Here is a 15,641-nt window from a genome sequence, read left to right on the forward strand (position 1 = left end):
AGGACAGCCCTCATAGCGTTTATTGTTTTCAGAAAGAGAATAGCGGAAGCTGTGGTCCACCTTTCTCTTAATCATGTATAGTCAGAATTAGTTCTCCTCAATGGTCTGCTTGTCGGAGTAGTCGATTACGTTCTTGCGGTTTGCCTGCATACGGTCGTGCTCCTCCTGAGAACCAACGATGATTTTCTCAAACTCGCGAAGACCGGTACCGGCAGGGATGAGGTGACCGCAGATAACGTTCTCCTTCATACCCTCAAGACGGTCTACCTTACCGCGGATAGCAGCCTCGTTGAGCACCTTGGTAGTCTCCTGGAAGGATGCTGCCGACATGAAGCTCTTGGTCTGGAGGGCAGCACGTGTGATACCCTGGAGAATCTGAGTAGATGTAGCAGCCACTGCATCACGCACCTGAACGAGCTTGAGGTCGCGGCGCTTCAGACTTGAATTCTCGTCGCGCAGACGACGGGCTGTAATGATCTGTCCCTTCTGGAGTGTGTCGCTGTCGCCAGCATCCACTACAACCTTCTTGCCCCAGATGCGGTCGTTCTCCTCAGCGAAGTCGAGCTTGTCAACCATCTGCTGCTCGAGGAACGTGGTATCGCCCGGATCGTTGATCTGAACCTTACGCATCATCTGACGAACGATGATCTCGAAGTGCTTGTCGTTGATCTTCACACCCTGCAGACGGTAAACGTCCTGAACCTCGTTGACGATGTACTCCTGAACGGCGGTAGGACCCTTGATGGCGAGGATATCGCCAGGGGTGATAGAACCGTCGGAGAGCGGTGTTCCGGCGCGTACGGCATCGTGCTCCTGCACAAGGATCTGCTTAGAGAGCGAAACGAGATATTTACGCTGCTCGCCAGTCTTCGATGTAACGATGATCTCACGGTTACCACGCTTTACCTTGCCCATTGTAACCTCACCGTCGATTTCTGACACTACAGCAGGGTTGGATGGGTTGCGGGCCTCGAAGAGCTCTGTTACTCGTGGGAGACCTCCCGTGATATCTCCTGCCTTGCCGACAGAACGTGGAATCTTGACGAGAGTGACACCGGTTGCCACCTTCTGACCGTCTACCACCACAACGTGACCACCCACAGGGAGGTTGTATGTTCCAATCACCTCGCCGTTCTCATCTATGATGTCGCAGGTTGGCACCTTGCTCTTGTCCTTAGACTCGGTGATGATGGTCTCGGTGAGTCCGGTGGTATCGTCGGTCTCTGAATGGTAGGTAACGCCCTCGATAACGTCGCGGAACTTCAGCGTACCGGCATACTCTGTAACGATGACGGCGTTGAATGGGTCCCACTTGGCGATTACCTCACCCTTGGCGAGCACATCGCCTGCCTTGTGGTAGAGCGAGCTACCGTAAGGCACGTTCATAGAAGAAAGCGTGATGCCTGTATGTGGATCGATGAAGCGGATTTCAGCCAGACGGCTCACAACCATCTCGCACTCGCGGTCGCTGCCATCGTCGGTTTTTTCAACGAATGGCACCGTGCGCAACTCATCGAATTCAATCTTTGAATCGTTCTTTGCTACGATAGTGGCATTGGCGGCTGCGTTGGCAGCCACACCACCGGCGTGGAACGTACGGAGGGTAAGCTGTGTACCTGGCTCACCGATAGCCTGTGCGGCGATGACTCCTACTGCCTCACCCTTCTGAACCATACGGCTGGTAGCAAGGTTACGTCCGTAACACTTCATGCAGACGCCGTGCTTGCTCTCGCAGGTGAGCACTGAACGGATCTCAACGCTCTCGATTGGAGAGTCCTCGATAGCCTGGGCGATAGACTCTGTGATCTCGTCGCCGGCAGCCACGATAAGCTCGCCAGTCTGAGGATTCACGATATCGTGTACTGACACACGGCCGAGGATGCGCTCATAGAGGGTAGAGATAACCTCGTCGCCGTTCTTCAGAGCTGTGCATACAAGTCCGCGCAATGTGCCGCAGTCTTCCTCGTTGATGATGACGTCGTGAGAAACGTCAACAAGACGACGAGTCAGATATCCGGCGTCGGCAGTCTTCATGGCGGTATCGGCAAGACCCTTACGGGCACCGTGGGTAGAGATGAAGTACTCCAACACGCTCATTCCCTCCTTGAAGTTAGACAAGATAGGGTTCTCGATAATCTGTGCACCCTCAGCACCAGCCTTCTGTGGCTTGGCCATAAGTCCACGCATACCGGCAAGCTGACGGATCTGGTCTTTAGAACCACGGGCTCCAGAGTCAAGCATCATGTATACGGCGTTGAATCCCTGGTCGGCCTCTGTCATCTGCTTCATCAATACATCACCGAGCTCGTTGTTGACGTGAGTCCAGGCATCGATTACCTGGTTGTAACGCTCCTTGTCGGTGATGAATCCCATATTATAGTTGTCAGTAATCTGACGTACTTCGTCATTTCCACGCTCAACGAGTGCTTTCTTCTCCTCTGGGATGATGATGTCGTCGAGGTTGAAGGAAAGTCCGGCGAGGTATGCCATACGGTAACCGAGGTTCTTGATACCATCGAGGAACTCGCAGGCACGGGCGAAACCTACTGCCTTGATAACATCAGAGATGATGTCACGCAAGCTCTTCTTGGAGATTACCTTGTTTACGTAACCTACCTCGTCTGGAATGATGCCATTCACGATTACACGACCTACTGATGTCTCTACGAGTTTCTGCTCGTAGCCACCATTGTCGGCAAGGTCCTTGACAACGACCTTGACCTGGGCGTGGAGATCACAACGGCCTTCGTTGTGGGCGATGATAGCCTCTTCCGGACCGTAGAATGTAAGGCCCTCTCCCTTAGCACCCGGACGGATCTTGGTGATATAGTAAAGACCAAGCACCATATCCTGTGACGGCACCGTGATAGGCGCACCGTTGGCAGGGTTGAGGATGTTGTGGCTCTGGAGCATCAGAATCTGTGCCTCGAGCACTGCCTCGTTGCTCAATGGGAGGTGGACAGCCATCTGGTCACCGTCGAAGTCGGCGTTGAACGCAGTACAAGCCAACGGATGGAGCTGGATTGCCTTACCCTCGATGAGCTTAGGCTGGAAGGCCTGGATACCGAGACGGTGAAGCGTAGGGGCACGGTTAAGGAGAACCGGATGACCCTTCATCACATTCTCAAGGATATCCCAGATAACAGGCTCACGACGGTCAACGATCTTCTTGGCGCTCTTCACGGTCTTCACGATGCCGCGCTCGATGAGCTTGCGGATGATGAATGGCTTGTAGAGCTCTGCTGCCATCAGCTTAGGAAGACCGCACTCGCCCATCTTCAGCTCAGGACCAACGACGATAACTGAACGTGCTGAATAGTCGACACGCTTACCGAGGAGGTTCTGACGGAAACGTCCTGCCTTACCCTTCAGAGAGTCGGAGAGTGACTTCAACGGACGGTTTGACTCGCTCTTCACGGCGCTGCTCTTGCGGGAGTTGTCGAACAAGCTGTCAACAGCCTCCTGAAGCATACGCTTCTCGTTGCGGAGGATTACCTCTGGAGCCTTGATCTCGATGAGTCGCTTCAGACGGTTGTTACGTATGATGACACGACGATAAAGGTCGTTGAGGTCGGATGTGGCGAAACGTCCACCATCCAGCGGCACCAACGGACGGAGCTCCGGTGGAGTGACAGGGATGATCTTCATGATCATCCACTCAGGACGGTTCACGTTGCTGCTTCCACGGAATGCCTCTACCACCTGCAGACGCTTCAGAGCCTCTGTCTTGCGCTGCTGTGATGAATCGGTATTGGCGCGGTCGCGGAGTTCGTATGAGAGTGAGTCGAGGTCGAGACCTGCCAAGAGGTCGTAGATAGCCTCGGCTCCCATCTTTGCGATGAACTTGTTTGGATCTGAATCATCAAGATACTCGTTGTCCTCTGGAATCTGATCCATAAGATCGAGATACTCGTCCTCTGTGAGGAGGTCCATCTTGTGGGAACCATTGAGTTCCTCTTCCTTCTCAGGATCCATTCTGCCAGCCAGCACACCTGGCTGCACAACAATATACTTCTCATAGTATACCACAGAGTCGAGCTTCTTGGTAGGCAGTCCGAGCAGGTAGCCGATCTTGTTCGGCAATGAGCGGAAATACCAGATGTGGGCCACTGGAACTACAAGCTCGATATGGCCGGTACGCTCACGACGTACCTTTTTCTCGGTGACTTCCACACCGCATCGGTCGCAGACGATGCCTTTGTATCTGATACGCTTGTACTTTCCGCAGGCACACTCGAAATCCTTTGTAGGACCGAAGATGCGCTCGCAGAAGAGTCCGTCGCGCTCCGGTTTGTATGTACGGTAGTTTATGGTTTCAGGCTTGGTAACCTCACCGAATGAATTCTCGAGGATTTCCTCTGGCGATGCTAAGCTGATGGTAATCTTCGTGAAATTACTCTTTATCTTTGTATCTTTCTTAAAAGCCATAATTCTTGTTTATATATGTATGAGTAAAGAGTTGCAATATTAGTCGAGGGTAACGCTCAGACCAAGGCCACGCAGCTCATGGAGCAACACATTGAGAGACTCTGGGATGCCGGCTGTCGGCATAGGCTCGCCCTTGACGATTGCCTCATAAGCCTTGGAACGGCCTACTACGTCGTCTGACTTGATGGTCAGAATCTCCTGCAATACATGACTTGCACCGAATGCCTCGAGTGCCCAGACCTCCATCTCTCCAAAACGCTGTCCACCGAACTGCGCCTTACCACCGAGTGGCTGCTGGGTGATGAGTGAGTACGGACCGATAGAACGGGCGTGCATCTTGTCCTCTACCATGTGGCCGAGCTTGAGGAAGTATGTGATACCCACTGTAGCCGGCTGGTCGAACATCTCTCCTGTCTCACCGTCATAGAGGTGCATAGAACCGAGGTTTGGCAAACCTGCCTTGTCTGTCCACTCCTTGAGGTCGTCGAGGTGGGCACCATCGAAGATAGGAGTAGCGAACTTCACGCCGAGACGCTTTCCGGCAGCACCGAGGATAGCCTCGAAAATCTGACCGAGGTTCATACGTGAAGGCACACCCAATGGGTTGAGCACCAAGTCAACAGGACGTCCGTCCGGCAAGAACGGCATATCCTCCTGGCGAACGATCTTCGACACGATACCCTTGTTACCGTGGCGTCCGGCCAACTTGTCGCCGACACCGATCTTACGCTTCTTGGCGATGTATACCTTTGCCATCTGCAGGATACCCGATGGCAGCTCGTCGCCGATGGTGATGGCGAACTTGCGACGCTTGTTCTCTGCATCGAGAAGCTTTGCCTTCTTCAGGAAGTTTGTGATGAGCTTTGAAATCAAGCCGTTTGTATGGTCATCGTCAGTCCAGTTGTTCGACTGGATTTCCTCATAGTTGATGTTCATGAGCTGGGTAGCGGTGAACTTGCTGCCCTTTGTGATGATCTCGGCACGTGAATAGTCCTTGATGCCCTGGCAAACCTTGTCCTCGGTGAGAGTCAGGAGCTTGTCAACGAGGATATCCTTCAGGTCGTCGATCTTTGCCTCATACTCCTCGTCTATCTTAGCAAGGATAACCTTGTCCTTCTGCTTTGAAGCACGGGTCTTGATAGCACGAGAGAACAGCTTCTTGTCGATTACCACACCGCTCAATGATGGGTTGGCCTTCAATGAAGAATCCTTCACATCACCTGCCTTGTCGCCGAAGATGGCTCTCAGAAGCTTCTCCTCTGGTGACGGGTCGCTCTCTCCCTTTGGAGAAATCTTACCGATGAGGATATCGCCTGGCTCTACACGGGCACCGACACGGATGATACCGTTGTCATCGAGGTCCTTGGTTGCCTCTTCGCTGACGTTAGGAATATCGTTTGTGAACTCCTCAGTACCGCGCTTTGTCTCACGCACGTCGAGAGAGAACTCGTCGACATGAACAGATGTCAGCACGTCGTCACGGACGATACGCTCGTTGAGCACGATGGCGTCCTCATAGTTGTAACCCTTCCATGGCATGTAGGCCACGAGCAGGTTGCGACCGAGTGCGAGCTCGCCATCCTCTGTAGCATAACCCTCTGTCAGGATATCGCCCTTCTTCACTCTCTGTCCCTTGTTACAGATAGGACGGAGGTCGATGGTCATGTTCTGGTTGGTACGACGGAACTTAGGTATGCGGTATTCCTTGAGCGCCGGCTCGAAGCTTACGAATTCCTCGTCCTCGGTTCTGTCGTAGAGGATACGGATTGTGGTAGCGTCAACATATTCGATAACGCCTTCGCCCTCGGCAGTGATCATAGTACGTGAGTCTACACATACCTGCTTCTCTACTCCGGTACCTACGATAGGTGCCTCATTGTGGAGCAATGGAACTGCCTGGCGCATCATGTTGGATCCCATCAACGCACGGTGAGCATCGTCATGCTCCAAGAATGGGATGAGTCCGGCAGCGATAGAAGCGATCTGCTGTGGAGAAACGTCCATGAGGTCAACGTCTGTCGGTGGCACGACTGGGAAGTCGGCATCCTGACGACACTTGACAACCTCGCGGATAAACGTACCGTCGTCATTCAACGGAGCATTTCCCTGACCGATCACGTGGTCTTCCTCATCCTCAGCGGTAAGGTAAACGACATCCTCGTTCTTCAGGTCTACTACACCATTCTCAACCTTACGGTATGGAGTCTCGATGAATCCGAGTTCATTTATCTTGGCATACACACAGAGAGAAGAGATAAGTCCGATGTTAGGACCCTCAGGACTCTCGATAGGACACAGACGACCATAGTGTGTGTAGTGAACGTCACGAACCTCGAATCCGGCACGCTCTCTTGACAGACCGCCAGGTCCGAGGGCAGAGAGACGACGCTTGTTGGTTACCTCAGCAAGCGGGTTGGTCTGGTCCATGAACTGTGACAATGGGTTGGTGCCGAAGAATGAGTTGATGACACTTGAGATTGTCTTGGTGTTGATCAAGTCTGTTGGCTTGAACACCTCATTGTCGCGCACGTTCATACGCTCACGGATTGTGCGGCTCATACGAGCCAGACCGATAGAGAACTGGTTGCTCAACTGCTCGCCGACGGTGCGTACACGACGGTTGCTCAAGTGGTCGATATCATCGACTGTAGCATTGGAGTTAACCAGCTGGATGAGATACTTGATGATCTCGATTATATCTTCTTTGGTCAGGATACGAACATCCTCGTCGGTATCAAGACCCAGTTTCTTGTTGATGCGGTAACGGCCCACCTTGCCCAAGTCATAACGCTTGTCAGAGAAGAACAGGTTCTGGATAACCTCCTTTGCACTTGCCTCATCAGCAGGATCAGCATTACGCAGCTGCTTGTAGATGTAGAGCACGGCGTCCTTCTCAGAGTTTGTCGGGTCTTTCTGCAATGTGTTGAACACGATGGAGTACTTGTTTGCAGACTCGGCATCCTTGTGGAGAAGGATAGTAGAAGCACCGCTGTCGATGATGTCCTCCATGTTCTCCTTTGTGATGACAGTCTCACGCTCCATGATGACCTCGTTGCGCTCGATTGATACAACCTCACCGGTGTCCTCGTCAACGAAATCCTCATTCCAGCTCTTCAATACCGTTCCGGCAAGAGTTCTGCCAACGGCCTCCTTCAGATTCTTCTTGTTCACCTTAACCTCCTCGGCAAGGTCGAATATCTGCAGGATGTCCTTGTCTGACTCAAAACCGATGGCACGCAGAAGAGTAGTTACAGGCAACTTCTTCTTACGGTCGATGTAAGCGAACATAACGTTGTTGATGTCAGTAGCAAACTCAATCCATGAACCCTTGAACGGGATGATACGGGCAGAATAGAGTGCAGTACCGTTGGCGTGCACGCCCTGGCTGAAGAAAACGCCAGGCGAACGGTGCAGCTGAGATACAACAACACGCTCTGCTCCATTAATCACGAAAGTACCATTACTCGTCATATAAGGGATCGTACCGAGGAAGACATCCTCGATAACAGTACCGAAGTCCTCATGCTCAGGGTCCGTACAGTATAGTTTCATCTTGGCCTTCAAAGGCACACTAAATGTAAGACCACGCTCCAGGCACTCATCAATAGAGTAGCGAGGCGGGTCGATATAGTAATCCAAGAACTCAAGAACGAAATTATTACGAGTGTCGGTTATAGGGAAATTCTCAGAGAACACCTTGTACAAACCGTCGTTCTCACGTTCCTCAGGCGGAGTGTCCAACTGCAGGAAGTCTCTAAAAGACTTTAATTGCACATCGAGGAAATCCGGATACGGCATCGGATTCTTGATGCTGGCAAAGTTTACTCTGTTATCAACGATTTTAGAAGCCATTACAGATTTTTGTTACCGTTATATAAGCCACCATTGAATATATAGAAGACTCTCAAAGGAGAGCCGGAGCCACTGCTGCGGTGGTTAACAACAGAAGCGCAAAGACACAAAAAGGTTAAGACTCTTCTATTGGAAGAACCTTAACCTTAAATATTTTTTAATACTCAATTACTTGAGCTCAACCTTAGCACCAGCCTCTTCGATAGCCTTCTTCAGGTTCTCAGCCTCAGCCTTAGCCAAACCCTCCTTCAATGTAGAAGGTGCACCGTCAACGAGCTCCTTAGCCTCCTTCAGACCAAGACCGCAAGCCTCCTTAACAGCCTTTACAACCTGAAGCTTAGCGCCACCTACCTCAGCGAGAACAACGTCGAAAGAAGTCTTCTCCTCTGCCTCAGCTGCACCACCAGCAGCAGGACCAGCAGCAACAGCAACAGCTGCAGCAGCAGGCTCAATTCCGTACTCGTCCTTCAGGACTGTTGCCAACTCGTTTACTTCCTTAACTGTCAAATTTACCAATTCTTCAGCAATAGCTTTGATATCTGCCATTTTATTCTAAATTTTTATTGTTTTTTTAATGTTAATGTTAGTGACTTTAATTGTTTTTATTCAGGACGCTCGCCTAAAGTCTTAAGCACACCGTGGATAGTGTTTGCACCTGATTGGAGAGCTGAAACGACGTTCTTTGCAGGAGACTGAAGCAAAGCAACAATGTCTGCGATAACCTCGTTCTTGCTCTTGAGAGCTGCAAGTTCCTCAAGTTTGTCAGCACCTACGAAGAGACCTTCCTCAGCATAAGCACCCTTGAGTGTAGGAATACCTTCCTTGACATAGCTCTTCAGCAACTTAGCAGGAACATTAGCTGTGTTACAGAACAAAACAGCTGTGCTACCCTTCAAGCAGCTGTAGAGAGGCTCGAAATCGATTTCAGAAGCCTCGAACGCCTTGCGAAGAAGATTATTCTTCACAACAACCATCTGAATCTCACTCTTGAAGCACTTGCGGCGCAAGTCGCTTGTCTTGGCAGCGTCCAGTCCGTGAACGTCAACCAAATAGAAGTGAGCGAACTCTTTGAGTTTCTCGCCAAGTTCAACAACTATAGTATCTTTTACTTCCTTTTTCATTTTACAAAACTTTTAGAGTTATTCAACTGATTTAGGATCAATCTTGATACCCTTACTCATCGTACTAGAAAGATAGATACTCTTGATATATGTACCCTTAGCAGCAGACGGTTTCAACTTGATTACAGTAGCTATGAATTCTTTAGCATTCTGATAGATCTGCTCTGGAGTGAATGAAATCTTACCGATTGATGTGTGAATAATACCAGACTTGTCAACCTTGAAGTCAATCTTACCGGCCTTTACCTCCTTGACAGCCTTAGCTACATCCATGGTAACGGTACCGCTCTTAGGGTTAGGCATGAGTCCGCGAGGACCAAGCACACGGCCAAGAGGACCGATCTTACCCATGCAAGAAGGCATTGTTATGATAACATCAATGTCAGTCCATCCACCTTTGATCTTTTCGATGTACTCGTCAAGACCAACATAATCAGCGCCAGCTTCTTTAGCAGCAGCCTCAGCATCAGGTGTGCAGAGACAGAGAACACGTGTAACCTTACCAGTTCCGTTAGGCAGTGTAACAACACCGCGAACCATCTGGTTGGCCTTACGTGGATCAACGCCCAAACGCACATCGATATCAAGAGAAGCCTCGAACTTGGTAGTGGTAATTTCCTTTACCAACTCTGAAGCCTCCTTCAAAGAGTATGCTTTCCCTGCTTCAATCTTATCAGCTACTGATTTTTGATTTTTTGTCAGTTTACTCATTTTCTTAAGTTGAAGTTATAAATTATTTACCAGGGAAGTCCCCATTTACAGTGATACCCATACTTCTTGCTGTACCTGCTACAAGTCTCATTGCAGACTCGACAGTGAAGCAGTTCAAATCCGGCATCTTGTCTTCTGCGATAGCCTTGACCTGATCCCAAGTTACAGAAGCAACCTTCTTACGGTTTGGTTCAGAAGAACCCTTCTTTACCTTGGCAGCCTCGAGCAGCTGAACAGCAGCAGGAGGAGTCTTTATCTCAAAGCTATATGACTTGTCAGTATAGTAAGTGATAACAACAGGAAGAATCTTACCTGCCTTATCCTGGGTCCTGGCGTTGAACTCTTTGCAGAATCCCATAATGTTAATACCCTTAGAACCAAGTGCAGGTCCTACTGGAGGTGAAGGATTCGCAGCGCCACCTTTAATCTGTAATTTGATTAATCCAGCAACTTCTTTAGCCATTTCTTTGTTTATTAAAAATTGATTATTATAAAAGAGTCACACGCCCGTAACAGCGAGTTACTCTTTTGTTACTTGCATAAAACTCAACTCAAGCGGTGTCTTACGTCCGAAGATCTTAACCATAACCTTCAGCTTGTGCTTCTCAGTATTTACCTCTTCGATAACTCCGGTGAAACCACTGAATGGTCCGTCGGTCACCTTCACGGTGTCGTTGACAATGTATGGGATTGCAACCTCATCCACTATCTCAGACTCCTCGGCGCTTCCGAACATACGGTTGATATCAGACTGCTTTACAGGAGTAGGATGATCCAGACCGCCAAGAAAACCCAAAACGTTTGGCATGAACCTCAATGTGTGAGCAGTATCGCCTTTCAACTCCGCCTCGATAAGAACATATCCCGGAAGAGCGATTTTCTCTTTCACGACACGCTTACCATTACGCAAAGTAGCATGTTTTTCTGTAGGTATGAATACCTGAAAAACATACTTAGAAAGCAATTCGTTGTGTTTTAATTCTGCTTCGATGTATTCTTTCACCTTAGCTTCTTTTCCGCTAACGGCACGAAGAACATACCAGTTTCTCTTAGTTTCAGCCATTTTCTCAAACGATTAGTTAGGATAAACCACACTCATGACAAAGCTGAACACGGAGTCCATTGCGAAGACTACAAGTGCTATGATCAAGGAAGCAGATAATACAACCATAGCATTGTGGGTCAACTCGCCCCGCGTCGGCCAAGTAGTTTTATGCGCAAGTTCGTCGTAACAAACCTTGCAATAATTTCCAAACTTTTTGAACATAATTATTGAATTAGCACGGGAAGAGAGGCTCGAACTCCCGACACCTGGTTTTGGAGACCAGTGCTCTACCAACTGAGCTATTCCCGTAAAAAAGAGTTCCGCTTTATTCCAAACGGAACTCTTGTATTTATCTGAAGACTATTGATTAGTCATCGATGATCTCTGTGATCTGACCAGCACCTACTGTACGACCACCCTCACGGATAGCGAAACGGAGACCAACGTTCAGAGCAACAGCGTAGATCAAGTCTACAGTGATTGTTACGTTGTCACCAGGCATTACCATCTCAACTCCCTCTGGAAGAGAGATCTCACCTGTACAGTCCATTGTACGGAGGTAGAACTGAGGACGATACTTGTTTCCGAATGGAGTGTGGCGTCCACCTTCCTCTTTCTTCAGAACGTAGATCTGAGCCTGGAACTTCTTGTAAGGCTTGATCTGTCCTGGGTGGCAGAGAACCATACCACGCTTGATCTCGTTCTTGTCGATACCACGGAGCAGCAGACCAACGTTGTCACCAGCCTCACCCTCTTCGAGGAGCTTGCGGAACATCTCAACGCCAGTTACAACTGACTTCTTGTCCTCACCGAGACCGAGCAGCTCAACCTCGTCGCCAACCTTAACGCGACCAGTCTCGATACGACCAGTAGCAACAGTACCACGACCAGTGATTGAGAATACGTCCTCAACAGGCATCAAGAATGGCTTATCCAAGTCACGTGGAGGCAGTGGAATCCATGTGTCAACAGCGTCCATAAGCTCCATAACCTTATCTACCCACTTTTCAACACCGTTCAGTGCACCGAGAGCAGAACCACGGACGATAGGAGTATTGTCGCCATCGTACTCGTACTGATCAAGAAGCTCACGCATCTCCATCTCAACGAGCTCGAGCATTTCCTCGTCCTCAACCATATCACACTTGTTCAGGAAAACAACCAGACGTGGAACGTTTACCTGGCGAGCGAGAAGCACGTGCTCACGTGTCTGAGGCATAGGACCATCAGTAGCAGCAACCACGATGATAGCACCATCCATCTGAGCGGCACCAGTAACCATGTTCTTCACATAGTCAGCGTGTCCCGGACAGTCAACGTGTGCATAGTGACGGTTAGCTGTCTCATACTCGATGTGAGCAGTATTGATGGTAATACCACGCTCTTTTTCCTCAGGAGCGTTGTCAATCTGATCGAAAGACTTAATCTCTTCTGAACCGAAACCCTTCTCGCTGAGAACCTTTGAGATGGCAGCTGTCAGAGTAGTCTTACCGTGGTCTACGTGACCAATAGTACCAATGTTTACGTGCGGTTTGGTACGTACGAATGTCTCTTTAGCCATAGCTTTTCTTTAGTTTATTATTTATAATGAATTATCGTGTTAATCGTGCTTCCTATTAAAAAAAATAAAAAAGCCGTAGAGCTGTAACCGAGACTTGAACTCGGGACCTCTTCCTTACCAAGGAAGTGCTCTACCACTGAGCTATTACAGCAGCGAGAGCGGAAAACGGGGCTCAAACCCGCGACCCCCAGCTTGGAAGGCTAGTGCTCTATCAACTGAGCTATTTCCGCAAAAATCTCTACTGAAGTGGGTGGTGATGGATTCGAACCACCGAAGTCGAAAGACAGCAGATTTACAGTCTGCCCCATTTGGCCACTCTGGTAACCACCCTTGTCATGTTTCAGACACCTTGCGTTTGAGCCTCTTGTCGGATTCGAACCAACGACCCCGAGATTACAAATCACGTGCTCTGGCCAACTGAGCTAAAGAGGCAAAACCTTGCAGCCGTATTGGCTTGTCGCAAGAGATGTGTCTTGAACACGGCTGCAAAGGTACGCATTATTTTTAAACCGCCAAAACTTTTGGGCTTTTTTTTTAATTTTCCCTTGATTTTTCTTTAAATTTGGTCAGTTGAACCTTCATAGAGTCCACACACTGGTCGATTGCCTCCTCAAAAGTGTCGCATGTCTTCTCTACGAAAAGTTTGCTTCCAGGCACCGTAACACTAAGGCTTGCCTCCTTGTTCATGGCCGTTGCAGGCTTCACGACTTTCAGCTGTACTTCTGTGTTCTGGATATCCTCATAAGTCTTTGACAACTTCTCTACCTTCTTCTCGATGAATGACTTCAACTGGTCTGTTGCGTCGAAGTGAATTGATTTAATCTTAATTTCCATAGTTCTTTCTCCTATATTAAAAGGTTATCGCCGCGGATGAGCGGCTTTGTACTCTTGTTTAAGTTTCTCGAATGTGGTGTGTGTATAGATCTCCGTGGTGACCAGACTCTCATGTCCGAGCAGCTTCTGCACGCTTTCCAGTCCGGCGCCATGGTTGAGCATCGTGGTGGCGAAGGTGTGTCGGAGCACGTGGGGAGAGCGTTTCTTTGCCGTGCAGACCCGCGAGATGTTTTTCTTCACCCGGTATCTTACGGCTGCGTCATCCATCCGTATGCCTTTTTTCGTCACGAACAGAGCTTTGGTATGGCGCGTTACGTTCTCGTCTCTAACCTTTATATAATAGAGAATCTCCTTTTTAAGTTCCTCGCCGAATGGGATTATGCGCTGCTTGCTGCGTTTTCCGGTCACCTTTACCTGAAGGTTTACGAAATCAACGGCATCGTCGTCGAGCGACGTCAGTTCCGAGAGGCGCATCCCCGTTTCATAGAACACCATGATTATCGTTCTGGCGCATACGTCTATGAATTTCGTCATGTCCCACATCGTTTCATCGAGCAGTTCCTGCATCTCTGAATCTTTAACGAATACCGGAAGGCGCTTGTTTTTCTTCACTCCTTCGATTATCCGTGAGGGATCTTTGTCCACGAGTCCGTGGGAGAGGGCGAACTTGAAGAACGACCTCACGGCGCTGAGTCTTCTGTTGACCGACGCCGCCACGTTGCCTTTGTCTATCATTGTCTCCATCCAACCGCGAATGATGTCTGAGTCGATGGTGTTCCACGACAGTCCGGCGTCGACATTCCTGAAATACTCTTCGAGTTCGGTCAGGTCTTTACCGTATGCGAGCATCGTTTCCTCAGAGAAATTGCGCTCGTAACGCAGATAGTCTAAAAAACGCCTTATCATCATCAATTCGTCACTTGTGGATTGTTTTCCGCTACGAAAATACTCACTTTTCTTCAATTGACAAAATTTTCCGCTTCTTTTTTAGTACGAAACTGCCTCCAGGACATTTATGCGACCCGTTGGCAGAATCAATTTAACCCAAATCAACCGTTAGGGCTTGCTTGGATTTTGTTTTTAGAAGGATGGATTTTGTTTGGCTTTTAACCCAAATCGGTCATTAGGGCTTGCATGGATTTTGTTTTTTAGAAGAGTGGATTTTGTTTGGCTTTTAATGAGTAATAGCGGGCTATTGCGAATTAAAAACGAGCAAAAGACGCCTTATAAAAAGCAAAAGACTGCAAGCAGTTATTAAAATTATACATTAAACGGCCTAATGACCGATTTGGGTTTAATGAGTAATAGCGGGTGTCGATATGAGTAAAAGCAGCCCCATATAGACGATTCTTAGTAAAAAACAAGAATTTCCAAAAAAACTGTCAGACCATCTGGTTTTTCGCCGTAACACTCTGACAAGCAGACAGTTGACTGTCATCCGATTGTCAGGCAATTGTCTGGATGGTTGGCTGACGAAAGGAATTGTCAGGTGTAAGGAATTCTGACGACAGGAATTGCCAGCGTTGGCAGAATCACGAAAACAGGAATATGGGTATTAAAACTTTAACTTATTGGACCGACGTCTGACTGCAATTCCGCCCAACAGGGGCAAGCTGCGTGCCCATGATGGGTAAGCAGCGTTCTCCGGTTGGGCAAGCAGCGTGCCCATTTGAAGCCCCAATCGGTCATTATGTATAAAAAACAAAAGATGATACATCTGCACTTGAATCAATGTGCGAATGTATCATCTTTGCAAGGGCTCCGACTTACAGTAAAGTCCCGGCACCTTAAATATTCTTTTGATTATCTACCTAAGTACACCTCCTGTTACAAAAGAATTGTTCAAAAAACTTTGTTAAAACGTCTCTCTTGAAGGAGATTATTCCTCAGCGTCTCTCAGCTGCTGAACATAGATAGCGCGCTCCATCTTGAGTCTCTTGAGTACAGATGGCTTGTCAAACTGCTGACGGGCACGGAGCTCCTTAACAACACCTGTCTTCTCAAATTTTCTCTTGAACTTCTTCAAGGCTCTCTCGATGTTCTCGCCTTCCTTAACTGGTACAATAATCATTTTTTCTTTTTTGTTTTA

General features: G+C 48.8%; 12 protein-coding genes and 5 tRNA genes. All 17 read right to left on the reverse strand.

The features are described from left to right. Positions 1–87 precede the first annotated feature (87 nt). The 17 genes from rpoC to rpsU all read right to left on the reverse strand — a co-directional run bounded on the left by rpoC (position 88) and on the right by rpsU (position 15,623). Positions 88–4,428 (reverse strand): DNA-directed RNA polymerase subunit beta', encoded by a 4,341-nt coding sequence (gene rpoC / locus ACDC99_RS09595; RefSeq protein ID WP_042520215.1) that lies wholly within the window; start codon positions 4,426–4,428, stop codon positions 88–90. 39 nt (positions 4,429–4,467) lie between these two features. Beyond that, positions 4,468–8,280 (reverse strand): DNA-directed RNA polymerase subunit beta, encoded by a 3,813-nt coding sequence (rpoB, locus tag ACDC99_RS09600; RefSeq protein ID WP_370756656.1) that lies wholly within the window; start codon positions 8,278–8,280, stop codon positions 4,468–4,470. A gap of 168 nt (positions 8,281–8,448) precedes the next feature. After that, positions 8,449–8,826: a 50S ribosomal protein L7/L12 gene (gene rplL, locus ACDC99_RS09605; protein ID WP_022317236.1), complete on the reverse strand. Its 378-nt coding sequence runs from the start codon at positions 8,824–8,826 to the stop codon at positions 8,449–8,451. A 56-nt stretch (positions 8,827–8,882) separates the two neighbouring features. Continuing rightward, on the reverse strand, positions 8,883–9,401 hold the full coding sequence (rplJ, locus tag ACDC99_RS09610; RefSeq protein ID WP_022317235.1) for a 50S ribosomal protein L10: 519 nt from the start codon (positions 9,399–9,401) through the stop codon (positions 8,883–8,885). 18 nt (positions 9,402–9,419) lie between these two features. Beyond that, a complete protein-coding gene (rplA, locus tag ACDC99_RS09615) occupies positions 9,420–10,112 on the reverse strand; it encodes a 50S ribosomal protein L1 (protein ID WP_022317234.1) in 693 nt (230 codons plus the stop codon). Positions 10,113–10,134: 22 nt separating this feature from the next. Continuing rightward, positions 10,135–10,575 (reverse strand): 50S ribosomal protein L11, encoded by a 441-nt coding sequence (rplK, locus tag ACDC99_RS09620; RefSeq protein WP_022316015.1) that lies wholly within the window; start codon positions 10,573–10,575, stop codon positions 10,135–10,137. Positions 10,576–10,632: 57 nt separating this feature from the next. Further along, positions 10,633–11,175 carry a transcription termination/antitermination protein NusG gene (nusG, locus tag ACDC99_RS09625; protein ID WP_022316016.1) on the reverse strand — a complete coding sequence of 181 codons (543 nt, stop codon included), beginning with the start codon at positions 11,173–11,175 and terminating at the stop codon, positions 10,633–10,635. A 12-nt stretch (positions 11,176–11,187) separates the two neighbouring features. Beyond that, a complete protein-coding gene (gene secE, locus ACDC99_RS09630; protein WP_082026244.1) occupies positions 11,188–11,379 on the reverse strand; it encodes a preprotein translocase subunit SecE in 192 nt (63 codons plus the stop codon). Positions 11,380–11,393: 14 nt separating this feature from the next. Beyond that, positions 11,394–11,466: transfer RNA gene (locus ACDC99_RS09635), tRNA-Trp, on the reverse strand. A gap of 58 nt (positions 11,467–11,524) precedes the next feature. Then, on the reverse strand, positions 11,525–12,718 hold the full coding sequence (gene tuf / locus ACDC99_RS09640) for an elongation factor Tu (RefSeq protein ID WP_042520216.1): 1,194 nt from the start codon (positions 12,716–12,718) through the stop codon (positions 11,525–11,527). A gap of 79 nt (positions 12,719–12,797) precedes the next feature. After that, positions 12,798–12,869: transfer RNA gene (locus ACDC99_RS09645), tRNA-Thr, on the reverse strand. A 6-nt stretch (positions 12,870–12,875) separates the two neighbouring features. Beyond that, positions 12,876–12,948 (reverse strand) — tRNA-Gly (locus ACDC99_RS09650). 17 nt (positions 12,949–12,965) lie between these two features. Further along, positions 12,966–13,048, reverse strand: a tRNA-Tyr gene (locus ACDC99_RS09655). A gap of 28 nt (positions 13,049–13,076) precedes the next feature. After that, positions 13,077–13,150: transfer RNA gene (locus ACDC99_RS09660), tRNA-Thr, on the reverse strand. Between the two features lie 102 nt (positions 13,151–13,252). Then, positions 13,253–13,552, reverse strand: a complete 300-nt coding sequence (hpf, locus tag ACDC99_RS09665) for a ribosome hibernation-promoting factor, HPF/YfiA family (protein ID WP_370756657.1) — start codon at positions 13,550–13,552, stop codon at positions 13,253–13,255. Positions 13,553–13,576: 24 nt separating this feature from the next. Next, a complete protein-coding gene (locus ACDC99_RS09670; RefSeq protein ID WP_287074817.1) occupies positions 13,577–14,461 on the reverse strand; it encodes a tyrosine-type recombinase/integrase in 885 nt (294 codons plus the stop codon). 970 nt (positions 14,462–15,431) lie between these two features. Next, a complete protein-coding gene (gene rpsU / locus ACDC99_RS09675) occupies positions 15,432–15,623 on the reverse strand; it encodes a 30S ribosomal protein S21 (RefSeq protein WP_022316160.1) in 192 nt (63 codons plus the stop codon). Between the last annotated feature and the right edge of the window lie 18 nt (positions 15,624–15,641).

The sequence above is a fragment of the Prevotella pectinovora genome (assembly GCF_041323955.1).
Lineage (GTDB): Bacteria > Bacteroidota > Bacteroidia > Bacteroidales > Bacteroidaceae > Prevotella > Prevotella pectinovora.